Below are 19901 nucleotides of genomic sequence, written 5' to 3'. Positions count from 1 at the left end.
GCCGTCACGGACTCACCGCCTCACCGCGTCACCGCGTCTCGCTCCTGCCGATGACGATGTCCCCGTTGCGGGTGCGGGTCCTCACGGCACGGTCACTTGTGTCGTCTTTCGTCACCTCCACCGTGATGTCGCCCTTCTTGGCTGCCGTGTCGACCGCGTACGTCGCCTCCGGCAGGCCAAGCCGAACGTCGCCGTCCTGGCTTCGCACATCGATGAGGTCGGGTGCTGAGGCGAAGTCCAACTCGCTGTCACCGTTGCGCGCGGCGACGGTGACCGCCCCCGCGGAGATCCTTTCGCCTTCGATGGTTCCGTCTCGGCCTTCGAGGTCCAGTCGGGGTCCGCTGAGGTCCGACACCCGTATGTCGTCGGCCTTGGCCGAGAAGTCCGCGGTGAAGCCCGTGGCCTCGACCAGGCCCTTCGCGTTCTCGACCGTGAGCGCGACGTCGCGCGGCAGCTTGACGGTGTACTTCGCACCGCAGTTGACGGAGATACCCGTGCAGTCCACCGCGAGCGCGAGAACGTCCCCTTCGAGCTTCCATCCGGCTTCCACTTCACCGCCGACCTTCGTACCGCTGACCTGCCGCGTCACCTCGATTCCCCGGACGTCGGCGGCCACGAAGTCCAGGTCGGCGGAGCCGGACTTCACGGTCAGGCTCCTACCGCTGAACTCAAACGTCTTCGACTTCGCGGCCGTGTCCGCCGAGGTGACCTCCGGGCCGCATCCTGCGGCTGCGACGGTGAGGACCACGACGCCCCCGAGGGCGAGCACAGCACGGGGCCTCATTCTCATCTTCTCGTTCCTTTGCGGTTCTGGACATGCGAGTGCCGCACGCCGTTCTTGGTGGTGGTTGCTTCGAGGGGCCGGGGCGTCGCCCCGGTTCACGAGCGCAGAGCTCGGGCGGCGACCGTGCGCGACACGCGGGCCGCCTGGAGGGCCAGCGCGAGGCAGGTGGTTCCGAGGGTCACGCCGGCAAGCAGGCCGAGAGTCGTCCAGGGCAGGCCGTCCAGGACCCGGACAACGCTGGTCCGGGCGCCCGCGGCGATCGTGGCACTCGTCACGGCGAGGGTGATCGCGCCGAAGACGACGGCCGTCCCCGCGTAGATCACTCCCTCGTAGACCGTTGATCGGGCGACCACGCCCGGCCGCGCACCGGCGACCGTCACCAGTGCGGAATCGCGGGTGCGTTCCCGCCCGACCAGAGCGATCACAGCGAGGCCGCCGACCCAGGACACGACGAAGACCCAGCCCAGCACGACCAGGACATCGTCGAGAGCGGCGGTGCTTCCGGGCATGACGTTGGCCATGACCATGAAGAGTCCGACGAACGACAGGGAGAGGGCGAAGGGCAGCACCGTGGTGACGCTTCTCGCAGCACGGGTGCGGCACGCCTGCACGGCAAGGTGCCAGGCGACCCCGCGCAGGGGCACGATCGCGGTCCAGAACCTCATCAGAGGTGTGATCACCCACGGGCCCATCAGCAGCAACAGGCAGATGAGGAAGAGGTCCCCGGCGAAAGCGAAGGCCGTCCGCTGCTCGACCCCGCCTTCGAGTTCGAGCCCCAGCCCGGGAATCCACATGCCGAGCACCCCGGCGAGGAGGCAGAGTGCGAGCACACCGCGCGCGACCCCGGGCCGCGCCGGTGGATCGGAGAAGTCCCGAAAGGCGCGCATCTCCGGTGTCCTGGCGGCCCGGCGCGTGACTCCCCAGCCGCCGAGCAGACACGGGACCACTCCGGACAGCGCACTCACCCCGATGTGCCAGACCTGGAAACCGGCCGTTGCTCCGTGGAGGTCGAGCCCCTTGGCCGTCCACTGGTCGAGGGCGGCGCCGGCGACGAGAGGGGCCAGCGGTACTGCCAGCGCGCCGGCCGCGACGCCGAGCACGACGAGTTCCGTGCGCAGGACGGACCTGATGCGTTCCCGCGGGATGCCGAGGATCGCCCACAGGGCGTGATCGCGTCGTTGGGACGTCAAGGTCAGACCGACGGTGGACGCGACGACACCCACGGCGGCGAGCACGGTGAAGAAGACGATGTTGCCGCCGAGTGCGATCGACGCGGACACCATCCGCGCGTCACCCGCCGCCCGCGACGCCGAGACGGCGGTGAACATGGCGATGACCGAGCCGGCCGAGCATGCCGCACCGACCACCGCGCACAGAAACGTCCACCACCACATGGACGCCCGCATCCGGATGTCCGAGAGGACGAGTCGCATCACGACGCCCGCACCCCGGCCTCGAACTCCGACTGCGCCGCGAGAACGGCATCGCTCACCGCGTGGGAGTCGCCACCGGGAATGACGGTGCGCACGCGCCCGGACCCCAGCACCACGACCTGATCGGCACGTGCCGCCGCATGGGGGTCGTGGGTGACCATGAGGACCGTGGTTCCCTGCGCGGGAAGTGCTTGCAGCCAATCGAGCACGACTTGGCCCGACTTGAGGTCGAGCGCGCCGGTCGGCTCGTCCGCGAAGACGATCCGCGGCTGGTTCGCGACGACCCGTGCCACCGCGACGCGCTGACGTTCGCCCCCGGACAGCTGGTCGGGGCGGCGTCGTGCGTGCTGGGCGATACCGAGCCTCGACATGGCGTCGCCGACCCTCGGCCCGGGCACCCGACGGCCGGCGAGTCGCGCCGGCAGGGCGATGTTGTCCTCCACCGTCAGCGAGCTGACGAGGTTGTACTCCTGGAAGATGAATCCGACGTTCTCACTGCGGAATGCGGCCTGTTTGCGCGGTGAAAGCGACATGACGTCCGTGCCGAGGACCTCGATGGAACCCGCCGTCGCCCGCTCCAGACCGGCGATGCAGAGCAGAAGCGTCGACTTGCCCGACCCGGAGGGGCCGACAATGGCGGTCAGCCGGCCTTCGGGAATTTCCAGGTCGATGTCGTGCAGGACCCGAGCCGTCTCACGTCGACGCCCCGGGACGGGAAAGTCCATATGAAGGCCGCGCAAACGGATACAGGGCACGGGAACGGTAGCTGCGATAGGCATGCATCGAGCTAAACAGGGCACGGCCCGATCCACACGGGTGCCTGCACTGCTTGAAGGTAGACCTGGGTCTACCTTTTACGTGATCCGCGGTGTGCGACAATGACGGGCATGGCGCAGATTCGCATTGCCCGGAGAGTGCTGACGGAATGCATCGCAGCCATAGCTTTTCCGATTCTGCTGATTTCCCTTCTCGTTTTCCCGGTCGCGTCCCCGGTGGTGGCCGAGACGGACCGATCGAGAGGCCGGTGGTGCGGTGCCGAGACGATGCCGCTGAAGCCCTCCGACAACAGCTGGGCCCAGTGGGTGTCCCTCCGGCTGCGTTCACGGTCGCTGTGGCGCACCGACCTCCCGGTTCTCGTGACCGCAGCCCTCCTGTCCGCGCTGTCGCTGCTGGTGGCCTTCTTCGGGTTCATCGGCGCCGCCGTGCTGGTCTTCTCCCCCGTCTTCTGGCTTCTCGGCATTGCCGCACAGGTCGGTCCGTTCACCCCTGATTCCGTGGGGCAGACCTTCCTCGCAGTTCCCGCAGGGGTAATTCTCGGTTCGGTCACCACGGCCGTACTGACCGGCACGTCATTTCTTCGGGACCTTTTCCAGCGCGCCTTCTCCCGAGGCGGGGACCCGGATCTGCTCGCGAAACTGGAGGAGCTCCGGACCAGTCGGGCTTCGCTGACAGCGGCCTTCGAATTCGAGCGGCAGCGCATTGAACGCGATCTGCATGACGGCGCCCAACAGGAACTCGTCGCCGTCGTCATGCGTCTCGGAATGCTGGAAGCCGCGGCCACCTCCGCAGCCACCGACCGGGAACGCGTCGTGCGGCTGGCCCGCGAGGCGCAGGCTCAAGCGGAGCGCGCACTCGAACGGCTGAGGGAGACGGTGCGCGACATCCATCCCCGTGAACTGAGCGACCTCGGCCTCATCGCCGCCGTCCGAGAACTCGCCGCCCGATCGCCTCTGCGGGTCGAACTGACCAGCACCGGCGATGACTCCCAGCTTTCGTCACCGACGGCGACCGCCGTATACTTCACGGTGTCCGAAGCCCTGACGAACATCGCGAAACACGCACATGCGGGAGTCGCCCGGGTCGACCTGCGGTGCACCACGACCGACGTGCACGTGCGGGTGCGGGACGACGGTGTCGGCGGTGCGAGGATCGACGCGGGCTCCGGGCTCGCCGGACTCCGCGAGCGCATGCGCAGTGTCGGCGGGAATCTCGACATTCTCAGCCCACCGGGTGGCGGGACACAGGTTTCGGCGTCCGCCCCCGGCCAACCCCCATGGTGATCAATGGAAACAGAATGTCTTCCCGGGGAGGGTTCATGAGAATTGTTCTGGCAGATGACAGCGTTCTGATCAGGGCTGGAATCCGGGAGATCCTGACCTCCCACGATCACGATGTCATCCGCGAATGCGAGGACGCCGACGAGCTGGTCGCCGTGGTCGACGAGCTGGTGCGTTCCGGCGACGCCCCGGACATGGTGATCACGGATGTCCGCATGCCCCCCAAGAACACGGACGACGGGCTGCGTGCCGCGATCGACCTGCGCTCCCGCCACCGGGACCTTCCGGTGCTGGTCCTCTCCGCCTACGTCACGGGCCCCTACGTGAGGGAGCTCCTGAGCGGCCCGGGTGCCGACGGAGCCGTCGGGTACCTGCTCAAGGAGAAGGTGGGCCGGGTCGCCGACTTCCTGCGAGCCGTCGAGACGGTCTCCGCGGGCGGCGTCGTGATCGACCCCGAAGTCGTCCGCCACGCCACCCGCGCGGACTCGCCGCAGGGTCCGCTCGCCCGGCTCACCGCTCGCGAGAGGGAAGTGCTCGCGCACATGGCCGAAGGGCGCTCCAACGCGGAGATCGCGACCGAGCTGTTCCTCTCCGGCGCTGCCGTGAGCAAGCATGTGGCGAACGTCTTCGTGAAGCTCGGCATGCCTCCCGACGAGGACAATCGGCGCGTCAAGGCCATTCTCACCTGGTTCGCGTACAACTGAGATACGGGGATGGCCGAGGCCCTCGTTCCCCCAGCAGCCGGAGGGCCGGGAGCACTTCCCGGCCCCAGGCCGCTCAGTCGGGCCAGCACCACTCGATCCCGTACACGCCCGGTACGCACCGCGTCGGCAGGAGGTGGGTCGTGTGGAAGTCGTCCAGGGGCGTGCGGTGACGGTGGCTGGGGTCGGCGCCGATCCGCTCGCGGCGGTATCCCCAGCAGTGGGCGGGCACCGCCCGGGGGTCGAAGCGTACGTGCAGCAGGTACGCGCGCAGGGGGACGGTGACGCGGCGCTCGTGCTGCCAGGAGGTCTCGCCCTCCGCGCGGAGGGTGTAGGCGATCACCGCCGTCTCCGTACGGGCCAGCCGGCGGCCGAGCGGAATGTCGGCCGCCACGCAGCCCATCTCCTCCAGGAACCGGATGCGGGGTGCGGGGCGGCCCGGTACGTCGAGGGCGGCCGTTCCGGACTTCGGTGAGTCGAGGAAGTGGACGACGCCGAGGTGGTCGACGCCGTCGCGCACGGCCTGCACGACGGTGGTCACCGAGGTCTCACGGATGGCGCGGTGCTCGTCCAGGCAGACGGTCTCCTGGACCGTGAGCGCGCGCAGACCGGCGTTGAAGTGGGCGAAGGCGTCACCGAGTGCCTGCTCCACATCGGAGTCCTCGCCGAAGACTCCCCGGGCCGCGGCCGGGTCGGGCGGGCGGGCCCCGCCCCGGGGACGGTGCGGTCCGAGCAGCGAGCGCAGAGCGCCGGTCGGCAGGTCGAGCAGGGGTTCCAAGGCGTCCACGGCGCGCAGCGACTGGGCCTTCTCGGGTTGGCTGCGACCGCGCTGCCAGTGGCTGAGGGTGGCGAGGCTGACGGATATCTGCTGGGCGCGCAGGTGGTCGCGGATGCGTTCCAGCGGGAGTCCGCGTCTGCGCAGGGCCTGGCGGAACACGGCCGCGAAGGTCGCCTCGGGCTCGCGGAACCCTTCGCGGGCGGACGCCGGGTCCTCGGTGCCGTCGGCCTCGGCCTCGGCTTCGGCGGCTGTGCGCTTGTCGGTCTCGGGAACGGGATGCGGCATGGCGTCTCTCAACGGTCCGCGGGCACCAGCGGCTCGGGGGCCGCCCACCTTAGCCCGGTGGACGGCCCCTGGTCAGCCCTTCTGTCCGCGGGTCAGTTGGTGTTGAGGGTCAGCCCGTAGTGGGCGAGGGTGTCGTCGAGCGGCTGGAAGTAGGAGGAACCGCGGGAGTTGACCCCTCCGGTGCAGCGCTGGTTGGTGGGACCGCCGGAGGTCATGCCCTGGGCCTGGTTGCCGGAGATGTACGCGCCGCCGCTGTCGCCGCCCTCCGTGCAGACGCTGGAGGTGGCCAGGCCGGTGACGACGGTGTCGGGCCCGCCGTTGAGGTCGACGTAGGTGACCGAGACGTTGTACGAGCCGACCGTGCCGCAGGTCCAGCCCGTGGTGGCGCCGGACTTGCAGAGCGAGGCGCCGGAGGCCGCCCGGCTGCTGCCCCGCACGGCGATGGGGTTGGTGTTGCCCCAGGTGCCGACGCTGGTGGTGATGGAGTGGCCGGAGTTGACGGAGGCGATGCCCATGTCGACGCTGCGGGTGCCGAGTGCGTAGCGGGTCTTGGTGCCCTTGGCGAAGGCGGTGCCGTCGTAGCGCAGGGTGGGGAGGTTGGCGACGCAGTGGCCGGCGGTGACCAGGTACTGGTTGCCGGACCGGTCGCGGGCACCGTAGCCGACGGAACACCAGCCGGTGGTGTTGTTGATCGTCATCTTGCTGCCGGGGTATATCGCGGCCTGGGGTGCGAGCTTCTCCTCGCCCCGCACGATCCTGACGGCGGAGCCGTGCTTCGCCGCCGCGGCGAGGAACGCCTTGGCGGGGGCCGAGCGGTCGCTGTTCACCTTGACGACGACCTGGTCGGCGGCGAGGTCCACGGACCAGGCCACCACTCCGGCGGGCGCGCTCTTCGCGGCGGAGGCGTCGAGCCGGGCCTTGATCCGGTCGAGGGTGCTCTCGCCGCGGGCGGGCAGCCGGGCGTCGAGCCCGGCCCGCTCGAACCGGGCCGCGTCGGCACGGTTCTCGGCGTTGACGGTCAGGTCGCCCGAGGCGTCGAAGAACGCGCCGTCGTCGACCAGTCCGCCCGCGCGCAGCTCGGCGAGCCGCTTCTGCTGGGCGTCCTGCCGGTCCAGCCGGTCGGTCGCCGTCCTCTCGTCCACACCGAGCGACGCGGCGAGCGCCCGGACCATCTCGGGCTGGTAGAGCGGGGCTGACGAGTCCCCGGCGGGAGCGGCGTCCCGGGCCTGGGCGGTGGCCTGGGTTCCGAGGACGACGGAGGCCGAGAGCGCGGCCGCCACGAAGACGAATCTGTACTTGCTGGAAATGCGGGAATGACGGGAATGACGCACGCTGATTCCTTCCGGATGGCAGGCGGAACTCTCGAGGGGGGTTGAATGCGACGATGCGTCAGCGCGCTTCGTCGGGAGTGAGTTCCGCCGGGCGGTGGGAGCGATGCCCGCCGCGACATGAACTCTGGCCCAACGGATCAGCACCAGCAAGGTGCTTGACGGGGGGAAGTTTTAACAGAACGCGAAGAGGACTGTAAAAGCCGCGCGTTCGCATTTCTCACCTGCCGAAGCGTGAATTCACGCGTCCGCGATGCCCGGGCCAATCGGCATTCCGTCCACGGCCGGGATACCGGATCCGTGATCCACGGCGCCGGGATCCGGATCCGTGATCCACGGCGCCGCGGGCCGCCGGGATCCCTGATGCTCGGCGCCATGAGCCGCTCCCGGGCCCCGATGGGCCGCGGCCGGCGGCGGGGAAGGCGGGTGGGACCCGGATCTTGACAGCCCCGCAGGGCGCAGCATGCAATATATTGCATGCCAGTTCCGCAGAACCGAGGCCTCGTCTCCCGGTCGCTCCTGCGCGAGAGCGCCTACCGGGCCATCCGTGACGCCATCGTCGACGGCACCCTCGCGCCGGGTGAACGCCTCAACGACGGCGACCTGGTCGCCTGGCTCGGCGTCAGCCGTACGCCGGTGCGCGAGGCGCTGGCGCGGTTGGAGCAGGCGGGGCTGGTGCGGACGAAACCCGGCCGCTACACCATCGTCAGTCCGCTCGACGTCCGTGCCGTGCGGGCCGCGCAGTCGGTCACCTCCGCCATGCACGAACTCGCCGTGCGGGAGGCGGTTCCGCAGGTGGACGCGGTCGAGCTCGACGCCATGCGCGAGGCGAACGCCCGTTTCGCGGACGCCTTGCGGCGCAACGACGCCGAGGCGGCGCTGGAGGCCGACGACGCCTTCCACGGCGTCGCCGTGACCGCCTGCGCCAACGCGGCCGTCGCCACCGTCCTCGATCAGTTCACCCCCGTGCTGCGTCGACTGGAGCGGCTGCGCTTCTCCTCGTTGGGCGGGCGCGGGTCGGTCGCCCAGCACGACCGGATCATCGCGCTGTGCGCGGCCGGGGACGTCGAGGGAGCGGTGGCAGCCACCCGGGCGAACTGGCAGACGCTGCTGCCGCTGCTCGACGCCTCGCCCTGAACCCCCTCCACCACGCGACCCGCCGCGGGACGGCCGCGCCGGGCCCGACCACGCCCCTGAGGAGCCCGCGATGTCCCTCGACGACTTCGAGCGTTACCCCCTGCTGTTCGGGCCCAGCCCGGTGCACCCGCTGGACCGGCTCAGCGACCACCTCGGCGGGGCCCGCGTCTGGGCCAAGCGCGAGGACTGCAACGCCGGTCTCGCCTACGGCGGCAACAAGACCCGCAAGCTGGAGTACCTGCTCCCCGACGCCCTCCGGCAGGGTGCGGACACCCTCGTCAGCATCGGAGGCGTGCAGTCCAACCACACGCGGCAGGTGGCGGCCGTCGCCGCCCGGGCCGGGCTGAAGGCGGTCCTGGTCCAGGAGAGCTGGGTGGACTGGCCCGACCCGGTCAACGACAAGGTCGGCAACATCCTGCTGTCCCGCATCATGGGCGCCGACGTGCGGCTGGTGCGGGCCGGCTTCGGCATCGGCGTGAAGGACAGCTGGCGCCGGGCGCTGGACGACGTACGGGCTGCGGGCGGCACACCGTACGCCATTCCGGCGGGCGGATCGGACCATCCGCTCGGCGGCCTCGGCTTCGCGAACTGGGCGCGCGAAGTGCAGCGCCAGGAGGAGGAGTTGGGTGTCTTCTTCGACACCGTCGTGGTGTGCAGCGTCACCGGCAGCACCCAGGCCGGCATGATCGCCGGGTTCGCGGGCCAGGACCGGCCGCGGCGGATCCTGGGCATCGACGCGTCGGCGAAGCTCACCGAGACCCGGGCCCAGGTGGCGAGGATCGCCCGCGGCACCGCCGACCTCATCGGCCTGGGGCGGGAGTTGAGGGACGACGAGATCACCGTCCTGGAAGGCTGGGCCGGAGATCTCTACGGCGTGCCCGTGGCGTCCACGGTGGACGCCATCAAGCTGACGGGCCGGCTCGAAGGCATGATCATCGACCCGGTGTACGAGGGAAAGTCCATGGCCGGGCTCATCGACCTGGTGCGCGGCGGCGAGATCCCCAGGAGCTCCAACGTCCTGTACGCGCACCTCGGCGGCCAGCCGGCGCTCAACGCCTACAGCGGGATCTTCCCCTGACGGCCCCGGCGGAGCCCCGCCGCACCGCGGCGCGGCTCCGCGACGGCGGGGAACGCGCACCCGGCCCGCGGCCCGGCGGCAGAGCGCGCATACCCGATCCGCCGCCGGCGGACAAGCGGCCGTCCGGGGCCTTCTAGGCTGGGGCCCATGCCCACGCCCCCCGCATACGCCCCCGGCATCACCCCCGCGTACGGTCTCGTCGCCACGGATCTGGACGGCACCCTCCTGCGCCCGGACGACACCGTGAGCGCCCGGTCCCGGGCCGCGCTCGCCCTCGCCGCCTCGGCCGGCGCCCGGCACCTGGTCGTCACCGGGCGGCCCGTGCCCGGGATACGGGCGCTGCTCGCGGACCTGGCGTACACCGGGCTCGTCGTCTGCGGGCAGGGCACCCAGCTCTACGAGGCCGGGGCGGGCGGCGGGCGGCTGCTGCGGTCCGCCGCCCTGGACCGGGAGGCCGCCGACACCGCGCTCGGGAAGATCGAGGCGGAGGTCGGAGCCGTGTTCGCCGCCGTGGACCAGGACGGCGTGGACGGGGTGACCCTGATCGAGGCCGGGTACCGGATGCCGAACCCGACGCTCCCCGCCCAACGCGTCGACACGCGTGCCGCGTTGTGGGAGCGGCCCGTGATCAAGGTGCTGGTGCGCCACCCCGACCTGGGCGACGACGCGCTGACCGCCGCCGCGCGGGGGGCCGTGGGCGATCTGGCGACGGTGACCATGGCGGGGCCGGGCACGGTGGAGCTGGCCCCGCGCGGCGTGGACAAGGGCACGGGCCTGGCCGTGGCCGCCGAGCTGCTGGGGGTCGGGGCGGAGCGGATCGTCGCGTTCGGGGACATGCCCAACGACCTGCCGATGTTCGCCGGTTCGGGTCACCGGGTCGCGATGGGCAACGCGCATCCGGAGCTGCGCGCGGCGGCCGACGAGGTGACCCTGTCGAACGCGGAGGACGGGGTCGCGGTGGTCCTGGAGCGCCTGTTCGGCCCGGCCGCCGCCCGGCAGTCGGGCGCGGAGGCCGCGCCCGGGATCTGAGGGCGCTCCCGCGGGGCCCGTCCGGCCGTTCCCGTCCCCGCCTCCCACGGCCGGGCCTGCGGGCGACGCCGTGAATCCGGACAGGCCCTAGCTTGGTCTAGACCAAGCGCGGTACGCTTCCGTCGCTACCCGCGACAGCCCCACCGTCACGGCGTGGCTGCTTGACATGCGCATGCCCGCCTCGCCTCCGCGAGGGCGGGCACGGACCCCCACAGAGGAGTTGTCATGAAAAGCAAGAGGCTCTTAGCCGTCGCCATCGGCGCGGGAATCGCCCCGCTCCTGGCCGTCACCCTGCCGGCCGGCAACGCGAGCGCGCACGGCTACATCTCATCACCCCCCAGCCGACAGGCCCAGTGCGCCGCCGGCACGGTCTCCTGCGGTGCCATCAAGTACGAGCCGCAGAGCGTCGAGGGCCCCAAGGGGCTCAGCAGTTGCAGCGGAGGGAACGCCGGCTTCGCCGAGCTCAACAATGACAGCAAGGGCTGGAAGGTCACCCCGGTCAGCCGGACGACCAGCTTCAACTGGCGGCTGACGGCACGGCACGCCACCAGCACCTGGCAGTACTACGCGGGCGGCCGCAAGATCGCCGAGTTCAACGACGGCGGCGCACGGCCCGGCGAGACCGTGACCCACCAGGTCAACTTCGGCAGCCTGTCCGGCAAGCAGAAGGTGCTGGCCGTGTGGAACATCGCCGACACCGCCAACGCGTTCTACGCCTGCGTGGACGTCAACGTGAGCTGACGCGATACCGCACCCCCCGGCCCCGCCGGGACGAACAGAGCCTGCCCGGAGTGCCGGAGCGCGCCGGTCGCGGTCGCGAGGACGCCGCCCTCGCGACCGCGGTCGCCGGTGCACCGGGCAGGCCCCCGCCAGCAGGCCGACCCACCGGCCGCCCCACCGAGATGAGGTCCCATGATCCGACACCGACTCACCGCCCGCGCGGCCGTCGTGGCCCTGCTCGCCACCGGCCTCGCCGCTTCCCCCGCGGTCGCCGCCCCCACCCCCGCCGGCGCCCCGACCGGCACCGGCGCCGGGGCGAAGGCCCGCGTCGGCGCCGACTGGGCGAAGCAGTCGATCACCTTCACCGCGGGCGCGGGACAGGTGAACGACCTGCACGTCGTTCCGATGGACCAGGGCGACGGAGTCCGGCGGATCGGCTTCAGGGACTCGGTCCCCCTCCAGCCCGGCGACCACTGCACGTACCTCACCCCCGGGGACGAGACGTACGTCGTCTGCGAACTGCCCACCGGCGCCTCCCGGCCGGACCGGATCGACGTCTTCCTGGGCGACGGAGACGACGAGATCGCCACCAGCGACCCCGGGGTCGCCACCGTCAGCGGAGGCCCCGGCGACGACATGCTGCACGCCCACACCGCGCACACGGTGCGGGGCGACGCGGGGAACGACATGGTCATGGGGCGCGTGGTCCTCGACGGCGGCGACGGCATGGACCACCTGATGGCCGTCGACGGCGATCAGCGGCTCTACGGCGGCCGGGGCGACGACATGATCGAGGCCTACGAAGGCAACGACATCGTGTACGCGGGCCCGGGCGACGACCACGTCATGGGCGGCGAGGGCGACGACATCCTGTTCGGCGGCACCGGCGACGACATGGTGCACGGCGAGGACGGAAACGACCTGATCGTCGGCGGCCCCGGCAAGGACAGCCTCGACGGCGGCCCCGGCCGGAACATCGTTCTGCGGTAGGCGGGCCGGGGCCGAGCAGCCGCGCTGACCCGTGGCCCCGCCGTGCCGCGCGCCCGTCGTGTGCCCTCCGCCCGTTCCCCTCAGCCCCGGGGCGGGTGGAGCCTGCGGAAGTAGGTCCAGCTGGTCTCGTTCGGCTCGCTCCACTCCTGCGGGGCGTGGGCGAACTCCGGGTGGTGGGCGGCGACATGGGCGCGGGTGCGCTCGGGGACCTCGGCGTACGCGCCGAGCTTGCGGCCCCGGCAGTGGAAGGTGAGACCGCCGGGCCGCTGTCCCCGGGCCATCCACGGGAGCCACGGGGACATCCGGCTCCACGACATGGTCGCCGGGACGCTGGGGGCCGGGCCGGCCAGGTCGGCCCGGTCCGCGAAGAACTGGAAGAGTTCCAGGGCCCGGTAGGTGTCCCCCGCCGAGTGCACCGGGTACTGGGCCACCGGCAGCGGCGACGGGTAGGCGAGCGGGATCTCCAGGCTGAAGCAGACCTGGTCCCCGAGCTCGGTCGTCGGGATCGGGAAGGGACGCCACTTCTGGTTGGCCGGGTCGTTCCAGACGTGCACCACCGGCAGGTCCTGCCAGGTCTCCAGGATCTCGCGGGTGACGGGATCCAGGTAGAACGCGGCCTCGCGGGTGAGCAGCCGGTACGCGTCCGGCCCGGCCTCCGCGTCCGGGACCAGGCGGGAGACGTTGAGGCCCTCGAAACCGAAGATCCGCCGGTAGGGCTCGTCGGGGGCCCAGGAGTACACGTCTCCGGACCACCAGTACGTGACCTCCTCACCGTCGAGGGAGGCACGGGTGCGGGCGAAGGAGCGCAGCGGCTCCGCGGGATGCGTCATGCGGACCACTCTGCGCGATCGGCGCGGCCGGCATGCCCGTCCGGGCGGAATCACGCACCCGGCAGCTCCTGCTCCGTCCACAGCACCTTGCCGTCCGGCCCGTGACGGGCGCCCCAGTGGGCGGCGAGCCGGGAGACGATGAACAGGCCCCGGCCGCCCTCGTCGACGGTCTGGGCGTGCCGCAGGTGCGGGGAGGCCGTGGAGCCGTCGTGGACCTCGCAGGTCAGCGTGGAGTCCAGCAGGAGACGCAGCCGCAGCGGCGGGGTGCCGTAGAGGACGGCGTTGGTGACCAGTTCGCTGACGATCAGCTCCGTCGCCTCGACGGTGTCCTCGTCCAGTCCCCACTCCTGGAGCCGGTCGCGGACCAGCACCCGGGCCGTGGCGGGCGTCGTGGGGTCCGGGGTCAGGTCCCAGGTGGCCACCAGGTGGTCGGCGACCGTACCCGTACGGGCCAGGAGCAGGGCCGCGCCGGCGGAGCGGGTGTCGTCCGGCAGCGCGTACACGATGTCGTCGCCCAGTTGCTGGAGGCTTCGGCCCGGCCGGGCGAGGGCCCGGGTGACGCGTTCGGCGGCGCGTTCGCCGGAGAGCAGGTCGGGGGTGCAGAACGCGAGGAGGCTGCCCACCTCCAGGGTGACGGTGGCGGGGGCGAAGAGAGCGCTGTCGGTGGAGAAGAGGCCCGGCCCCTCCGGCACGTCGAGGGCGACCGCCCGTCCGTCGGGGCCGACGATCAGCGGCGCGGGGTGTCCGGCGCGCGCGACGGTGAGGGTCCGGGTGAACGGGTCGTAGACCCCGTACACGCAGCCCGCGCTCAGGGGTTCGCCCTGGAGGGCGTCGGCCGGGGGCAGGGCGGCGCGTTCGTGGGCGAGGCGGTCGGCGGTCTCCTTCAGCCGGGCGAGGACCTCCTCCGGTTCCAGGTCGAGACCCGACAGCGCCTGGATGACCGTACGCAACTGGCCCATGGCGATCGCCGACTGGAGGCCCTCGCCCGGGACGCTGCCCACGACGAGCGCGGTGCGGGCGCCGGACAGGGCGATGGTGTCGAACCAGCAGCCGCTGTCCCGGCCGGGCAGCAGGACGTGCGCGGTGTCGACGGCGGCCTGGCGTCGCTCCTCCTGCGGCAGCAGCCGCCGCTGGACCGTGGAGGCGATGAGGTGCTCGCGCTCGTAGCGGCGGGCGTTGTCGATGCCGAGGGCCGCCCGGGTGGCCGCCGCGACGGCGAGGGAGACGTCGTCCTCGTCGAAGGGCTCGGTCGCTCCGCAGCGGTAGAGGCTGACCAGCCCGAGGACCGCGCCGCGCAGGGTGAGGGGCGCGACGATCAGGGTGTGCGCGCCGGTCGCCGCGACGACGTGGGCCGCGTCCGGGTCGGACGCCGGCCACGGGGCGCCGGGCCCGAGCGGGACGAGCCGGGCCCGCAGGTCGGTGGTGGCGAGCGCGTACGGCGTCCGGGCGGGAAGGCGGCGGGTCACCCCCGCCGGGCGCTCCCGGCCCCCGCCCGCCACCGTGTCCCGTACGGCGTCGCACCGGCCGCTCGCGGCACGGCGCAGCGGGGTGCCGGGCGGCAGCGGGCCCACCGGCGGGTCGGCCCCGCGCAGGACGTCGTCCACCACCTCGACGACGGCGAGGTCGGCGAATCCGGGCACCAGGGCGTCGGCGAAGGCGCGGCAGGTCGCGGCGACGTCGAGGGAGCCGCCGACGGCGTCCCGCACGGCGGTGAGCGCGGCGTCCCGGGCGCGGGCCCGTTGGCGCTCGGTGACGTCGACGACCGCGGCCAGCAGGCCCATGGCGGGGGCCTCGGGACCGTCGGGGCCGTCGAGGCGGTAGGCGGAGACCAGGAAGTCCCGGTCGCCGGGGATCTCCCGCAGCCGGCCGCGCACGAGGCGGTCGCGCACCGGCCCCTCACCGGCGAGCACCTGCTTCATGAACTGCTCGACGCCGTCCGGGTCGTCGAGCCGGAAGGCCTCGGTGAACCGGCGGCCGAGGTACTGCCCGGTCTCCACGCCGTCGACGCGCGAGTTGGCCCGTACGAGACGGAGGCGCGGGTCGAGCACGCCCAGTTCGACGGCGGACTGGGTGAAGAGGGTCGCCAGCAGTGCCTCGTCCAGCAGTGACGCGTCCGGCTGGTCCGGAACGCCCCGGGGCGCTCCGGGCCCGGCCGGGGTCTCGGCGTCCGCCACGGCTCCACCCGCCCTCCGGCTCCGGCGCACCGGTGCATCGGAGCCGGCACGCGCCGGACCAGCATCACCCGCCGTCCCGGGCCCGGCCACCGGTGGCGGCCGGCCGTGTGAACGCGGGGTCCGGCGGCAGGACCGGGGGGCGGCTCACCCGGCCGGCCGCCTCGGGGCCCGTCGGAAAGCCGTCGGGCGGGGCCGGGATCGTGGGCGACGGTGTGCGGGACCGGGATCAGGGGCGACCGTGCGCGGGGCCGACCGGCCTCAGTACCCCGGCGCCCGCAGGGAGCGCAGTACGTGGTTCACGAGGGTGGCGATGGTCTCCTCGTCCTGGACGGGCTTGCGCAGCACATGGCGGTAGTAGACCGGGCCGTACAGCATCTCCACGGCGAGCGGGAGGTCCGCGCCGGGCGGGATCTGGCCCTGTTCCTGGGCGCTGCGCAGTCGGCCGATGGCCTCCTCGACGCGCGGGTCGACCAGTTCCTCGCGCAGTCGCCGGGCCAGCAGGTCGTCGTGGTGCAGCTCGGAGAGGATGCCCGCGTAGGCGGGGCCGAACGGCGGGACCGACAGCAGTTTCACCGCGCCGGCCACGTGGGCGCGCAGATCGGCGCCGATGTCGCCGGTGTCCACGAACGGCGTGGCGTCGATCAGGGCGTCCGAGAACGCCTCCAGCAGCACCGCGCCCTTCGACGGCCACCAGCGGTAGATCGTCTTCTTGCTGACCCCGGCCCGGGCCGCGATGGCCTCGATCGTGACGTGCCCGTACCCCCGCTCCGTACAGAGATCGAGAGCGGATTGCAGGATCGCGCGGCGTGACCTTTCGCTGCGGCGCACACTGCTCGGCGATGTGATCATTCGGTGAGCATAGGGGGGTTCCAGCCAATCTCTTGTTGACATCTCGTCGCCAAAGACCGCACCATACCCAGGCGGAAACGGAACGTACCGTGTCGTGTCGTTCCCGGTGTCCGCACCGTTCGTGCCGTTCGTGCCGCGACGAGCCGATCGGGGGACGGCTCGCCCGGCCGACGGCGCGGACGACCTCCCGCCGATCCGATCCGGCCAGCAGACACGCGTGCCCTCCCTGATCCGTCTCTCAGGCGGTGATGTCCTTGGCCGTGAAGCGCGCCCAGGCCGCCGAGCCGAACACCGCGACGTACAGCCCCTGCAGTTGGAAGTTCTTGATCAGGTCGTCCCAGTGGACGGGCTCGCGCAGGACGTCCGCGAACGACATCCAGTAGTGCGCGAAGAGGTACGGGTGCACGCCGCTCAGCTGCGGAATGCTGTCCAGGATCTGCACGGTGATCAGCAGCCCGACCGTGGCCGCCATCGCCCCGATACCGCTGCCGGTCAGCGTCGAGACGAACAGCCCGAGCGCGGCGAACCCGGTCAGGGAGACGGCGACGACCAGCGACGTCAGCACCGCCCGCACCAGCCCCTCGCCGAAGCCGATCCGGGTCCCGGAGATCGTGGTGACCTCGCCCATCGGGAACAGCAGCGCGCCCGCCCCCAGCGCCGACGCGGCCACCACCAGGGTCGCGATGAGGCAGAAGGCGAGGACGGCGGCGTACTTCACCAGCAGCAGCCGGGTCCGGCCCGCCGGGGCGACCAGCAGATAGCGCAGGGTGCCGCTGCTCGCCTCGCCCGCGATCGCGTCCCCCGCGACGACGCCGACGGCCATCGGCAGGAAGACCGGCAGGGTCGCGGCGAGAGCGGCGAAGACGAGGAACAGGCCGTTGTTGGTGACCTGGGCGAGGAACGCCGGGCCCGCCCCGCCGTCCGGGCCGCCCGCCCCGCCACCGCCGCCGCCCGTCTCGATCCGGACCGCGATCCCGATGAGCACGGGTACGGCGGCGAGCACGCCGAGCAGGGCGTAGGTCCGGTGGCGGCGGAGCAGCGTGGTGATCTCGGACCGGAGGAGACCCAGCGTCCACAACGGGTTGCGGGGACGCGCGGGATCGCCGGGGCGCAGCGGACCGCGAGGGCCCGTCGGGTCCGCGGCTCCCGCCGTCGCGGCCCGTGGTGCTGTCCCGGCCCGCGGAGCACCCTCAGCCTGCGACATCGAATCCCTCTCCCGTGAGTGCGACGAAGGCGTCCTCCAGCGAGCCCCGCTCGACGCCGAAGAACCGCACCCGTACCCCGCCGGAGACCAGCGCGGCGTTGAGGTCGGCGAGGTCCACGTCGGCGGGCGGGGCGTCGGCGGTCAGCCGGTCGCCGTCGGCGCTCAGGCCGGTGAGCCCGTGCTCCGCGAGGATGCGGGCCGCGTCCCCGGGGTCGGGGGTGGTGACGGCGAGCCGGCCCCGGGAGCCCGCGGCGAGGTCGGCGACCGTGCCCTGGACGACCAGCCGGCCCCGGGCCATCACGGCGGCGTGCGTGCACACCTGCTCGATCTCGTCCAGCAGGTGGGAGGAGAGGAACACCGTGGTGCCCTCGGCGGCCAGCTCCCGGACCAGGGCACGGATCTCCCGCATGCCCTGCGGGTCGAGGCCGTTGGTCGGCTCGTCCAGGACCAGCAGCCGGCGCGGCCGGAGCAGGGCGGCGGCGAGGCCGAGGCGCTGCTTCATGCCGAGGGAGTACGCCTTGGCCTTCTTCCGGGAGGCGGCGGAGAGGCCGACCCGCTCCAGGGCCCCGTCGACGCGGGCCCCGCGGGTGCGCGGGTCGGCGGTGGGGTCGGCCCGGTCGTAGCACAGGAGGTTCTCCCGGCCGTCGAGGAAGCCGTAGAGCGCGGGCCCCTCGATCAGCGCGCCGACCTCGGGCAGCACCGTACGGCCGTCCCCCGGCATCGGGCGGCCGAGCACCTCGGCGGTGCCGAAGGTCGGGGAGATGAGGCCCATCAGCATCCGGATCGTGGTGGTCTTCCCGGAGCCGTTGGGGCCGAGGAAGCCGAAGACGGTGCCGCCGGGCACGGTGAGGTCGAGGCTGTCCACGGCGAGCTGGCCGCCCCGGTAGCGCTTGGTCAGACCACGGGTGCGAATGACCGGAGCGGCATCCTCCGCATCCGCCGCGTCCGGGTTCCGCGCCGGGTCCGACGCGGCCTTCCCGGCCGCGGGGCGCTCCCCCGCCGATCCGGCCGCACCGCCCGGCCCCGTCCCGGCCGTCCCCGTCGTCGTCATCCCGGTCGCACCTCTCCCGTCCGCGCGGCTGGCAGCGCCCCTGCGGCACTGCCGCCCCGCCGCACGGTGTGCGACGGGGCGGGGTGTCCGGCGCCGGCCGTCAGACCGGACGGGCGCCGGGGTGTCCTACTGGGCGGCGTCGGCGGCGCGGACCAGCGCGTCCTTCGTCACCGCTCCGACGTACACCCGGCCGTCGTCCGTCAGCAGGGCGTTGACCAGGCGCGTCGTGAAGACCGTGCCCGAACCGAACTTTCCGGTGACCTTGTCGCCGAGCGCGTCGAGGAAGCCCTGCGCCTCGGCCGGCATGTCGTCCGAGCCGGCCGCGGGGAGGCCCTTGCCGCCGGGCGACGTGATCTCGGCGATCGAGGTCCAGCCCTTCCCGATGACGTTGAAGCCGCCCTCGCCCGCGAGTGCGTCCAGCTCGGCGAGCTGTCCGGGGAGCGCCTTCTGCGCCGCGCCGTGCTCGTCCCCGCCGGTCTCCAGCTCGTCGGCCTCGGTCACCTCGGCGCCCTTGGGCGGGGTGAAGTCGAACGTGGACGCGGCGGGCCGGGAGAAGTCGACCTTGGTGAACCCGGCGTCGACCACGGCCTTGCCGCCGCTCGCCGCCGACAGGGTGAACTTCAGCGGTACGCCGTTCTCGGCGTCCACGGCGATCCGGACCGAGCCGATCGTCGAACCGGACTGCTTCGGCTTGATCAGCAGCTGGTACGCGTCCCGCCCGGCGACCTGCGCGGTGCCGTCCACGGTGACCGAGGTGGTGTCCCCGGCCACCGCGAGCGCCTGCTCGGCGAAGTCCTTCGGGGTGGCCGGAGCGCCCTCGGGGGCCTTCGGCGCCTTCTCCGCGTGCTTGCCGCCGTCCCGGCCCTCGGGGGCCTCGGCGTGGTAGACCTCGTCGGACTCGCTGTCGTACGCCCAGACCTCGCCCCGGTTGTGGATGAGGCTGTACTCGGACGCCTCCCCGAGGATGGAGAGCTTCTGCCGCTCCGGTCCGTCGGCGGCCACCCGCAGCGTGTGCGTGCCGGACGTCAGCTCCATGAGCTTGTCCTGCGGGGCCGCCGCGCCGCCGTCCTTGTCCCCGCCCGCGCCGCCCGGCGCGAACGAGCCGGCGAGGCCGTCGAGGGGCAGGCCCAGATCGGTGCTGATCTTGAACGTGCCGGAGAGCTGCTCCTCGTCGGAAGCGGCGATCTTCTCGATGAGCTGCTGTGCGCTGATCTCCGGCAGGTCCGGGTCGCCGGAGCTGGCGAGCGCCGGGACGAGCCCGATGGTCGCGGCCGCCACCCCCGCGACCGCGACGGGGACGATGTAGCGCGCCGCCTTCCGGCGGCCCACGACAGTGCTCGTGGCCTCGCCGGTGGTCTCTGCGCTGTCGTTCGGTGCCATGGTGTGCCCTACCTCCGTGGTCGGCGGCTTCCGTTGTTAACCATCTGACCAAATCGGGCGGCCCGAAGCGTCAGACCGGGGAATCAACTCCGC

At 72.4% G+C, this 19901-nt stretch carries 18 protein-coding genes; 7 read left to right on the top strand and 11 right to left on the bottom strand.

The features are described 5' to 3' along the window. Window positions 1–28: 28 nt before the first annotated feature. The 3 genes from DTB53_RS16520 to DTB53_RS16510 form a co-directional block, all read right to left on the bottom strand. The gene (locus DTB53_RS16520; protein ID WP_236586229.1) at window positions 29–784 is read right to left on the bottom strand and encodes a DUF4097 family beta strand repeat-containing protein; all 756 of its coding nucleotides are present in this window, start codon (window positions 782–784) and stop codon (window positions 29–31) included. Between the two features lie 95 nt (window positions 785–879). Further along, window positions 880–2217 (bottom strand): FtsX-like permease family protein, encoded by a 1338-nt coding sequence (locus DTB53_RS16515; RefSeq protein WP_202549607.1) that lies wholly within the window; start codon window positions 2215–2217, stop codon window positions 880–882. After that, window positions 2217–2942 carry an ABC transporter ATP-binding protein gene (locus tag DTB53_RS16510; RefSeq protein WP_012379538.1) on the bottom strand — a complete coding sequence of 242 codons (726 nt, stop codon included), beginning with the start codon at window positions 2940–2942 and terminating at the stop codon, window positions 2217–2219. The genes DTB53_RS16515 and DTB53_RS16510 overlap by 1 nt, the downstream gene beginning before the upstream one ends. A 162-nt stretch (window positions 2943–3104) precedes the next feature. Between DTB53_RS16510 and DTB53_RS16505 the strand changes: the two genes are divergently transcribed. Both DTB53_RS16505 and DTB53_RS16500 read left to right on the top strand, forming a co-directional pair. Further along, window positions 3105–4277, top strand: a complete 1173-nt coding sequence (locus tag DTB53_RS16505; protein ID WP_236586228.1) for a sensor histidine kinase — start codon at window positions 3105–3107, stop codon at window positions 4275–4277. A 35-nt stretch (window positions 4278–4312) separates the two neighbouring features. After that, on the top strand, window positions 4313–4978 hold the full coding sequence (locus tag DTB53_RS16500) for a response regulator transcription factor (protein WP_032773842.1): 666 nt from the start codon (window positions 4313–4315) through the stop codon (window positions 4976–4978). A 73-nt stretch (window positions 4979–5051) separates the two neighbouring features. On the opposite strand, the gene DTB53_RS16495 is transcribed toward DTB53_RS16500, so the two are convergent. Further along, window positions 5052–6038, bottom strand: coding sequence for a hypothetical protein (locus DTB53_RS16495; protein WP_012379541.1), 987 nt, complete (start codon window positions 6036–6038; stop codon window positions 5052–5054). A gap of 92 nt (window positions 6039–6130) precedes the next feature. Then, the gene (locus DTB53_RS16490) at window positions 6131–7369 is read right to left on the bottom strand and encodes a S1 family peptidase (RefSeq protein WP_012379542.1); all 1239 of its coding nucleotides are present in this window, start codon (window positions 7367–7369) and stop codon (window positions 6131–6133) included. A 474-nt stretch (window positions 7370–7843) separates the two neighbouring features. On the opposite strand from DTB53_RS16490, the gene DTB53_RS16485 reads away from it, so the two are divergent. The 5 genes from DTB53_RS16485 (at window position 7844) to DTB53_RS16465 (ending at window position 12320) form a co-directional block, all read left to right on the top strand. Next, window positions 7844–8503 (top strand): GntR family transcriptional regulator, encoded by a 660-nt coding sequence (locus tag DTB53_RS16485; RefSeq protein ID WP_012379543.1) that lies wholly within the window; start codon window positions 7844–7846, stop codon window positions 8501–8503. Between the two features lie 70 nt (window positions 8504–8573). Then, complete coding sequence (locus tag DTB53_RS16480) at window positions 8574–9581, top strand: 1-aminocyclopropane-1-carboxylate deaminase (RefSeq protein ID WP_012379544.1); 1008 nt, start codon at window positions 8574–8576, stop codon at window positions 9579–9581. A gap of 147 nt (window positions 9582–9728) precedes the next feature. After that, window positions 9729–10610, top strand: a complete 882-nt coding sequence (locus tag DTB53_RS16475; protein ID WP_003967054.1) for an HAD family hydrolase — start codon at window positions 9729–9731, stop codon at window positions 10608–10610. A gap of 225 nt (window positions 10611–10835) precedes the next feature. After that, window positions 10836–11351, top strand: coding sequence for a lytic polysaccharide monooxygenase auxiliary activity family 9 protein (locus DTB53_RS16470; RefSeq protein ID WP_003967055.1), 516 nt, complete (start codon window positions 10836–10838; stop codon window positions 11349–11351). A 171-nt stretch (window positions 11352–11522) separates the two neighbouring features. Further along, on the top strand, window positions 11523–12320 hold the full coding sequence (locus DTB53_RS16465; RefSeq protein ID WP_012379545.1) for a calcium-binding protein: 798 nt from the start codon (window positions 11523–11525) through the stop codon (window positions 12318–12320). A gap of 80 nt (window positions 12321–12400) precedes the next feature. On the opposite strand, the gene DTB53_RS16460 is transcribed toward DTB53_RS16465, so the two are convergent. The 6 genes from DTB53_RS16460 to DTB53_RS16435 all read right to left on the bottom strand — a co-directional run bounded on the left by DTB53_RS16460 (window position 12401) and on the right by DTB53_RS16435 (window position 19808). Further along, window positions 12401–13150 carry a DUF1838 family protein gene (locus tag DTB53_RS16460; RefSeq protein WP_012379546.1) on the bottom strand — a complete coding sequence of 250 codons (750 nt, stop codon included), beginning with the start codon at window positions 13148–13150 and terminating at the stop codon, window positions 12401–12403. Between the two features lie 50 nt (window positions 13151–13200). Next, the gene (locus DTB53_RS16455; RefSeq protein WP_042496405.1) at window positions 13201–15324 is read right to left on the bottom strand and encodes a SpoIIE family protein phosphatase; all 2124 of its coding nucleotides are present in this window, start codon (window positions 15322–15324) and stop codon (window positions 13201–13203) included. A 258-nt stretch (window positions 15325–15582) separates the two neighbouring features. Then, window positions 15583–16173, bottom strand: a complete 591-nt coding sequence (locus DTB53_RS16450) for a TetR/AcrR family transcriptional regulator (RefSeq protein WP_003967060.1) — start codon at window positions 16171–16173, stop codon at window positions 15583–15585. Between the two features lie 238 nt (window positions 16174–16411). Next, window positions 16412–17377: an ABC transporter permease gene (locus DTB53_RS16445; protein WP_078562749.1), complete on the bottom strand. Its 966-nt coding sequence runs from the start codon at window positions 17375–17377 to the stop codon at window positions 16412–16414. Further along, window positions 17364–18428 (bottom strand): ABC transporter ATP-binding protein, encoded by a 1065-nt coding sequence (locus tag DTB53_RS16440; RefSeq protein WP_012379549.1) that lies wholly within the window; start codon window positions 18426–18428, stop codon window positions 17364–17366. The genes DTB53_RS16445 and DTB53_RS16440 overlap by 14 nt, the downstream gene beginning before the upstream one ends. 126 nt (window positions 18429–18554) lie before the next feature. After that, window positions 18555–19808: a LolA family protein gene (locus DTB53_RS16435; RefSeq protein WP_012379550.1), complete on the bottom strand. Its 1254-nt coding sequence runs from the start codon at window positions 19806–19808 to the stop codon at window positions 18555–18557. Window positions 19809–19901: the final 93 nt, after the last annotated feature.

Source organism: Streptomyces griseus (genome assembly GCF_900460065.1).
In the GTDB taxonomy this organism is placed as follows: Bacteria; Actinomycetota; Actinomycetes; order Streptomycetales; family Streptomycetaceae; genus Streptomyces; species Streptomyces griseus.
The sequence above is the reverse complement of the archived record's forward strand: the minus strand, read 5'-3'. Positions and strand labels throughout refer to the sequence as shown.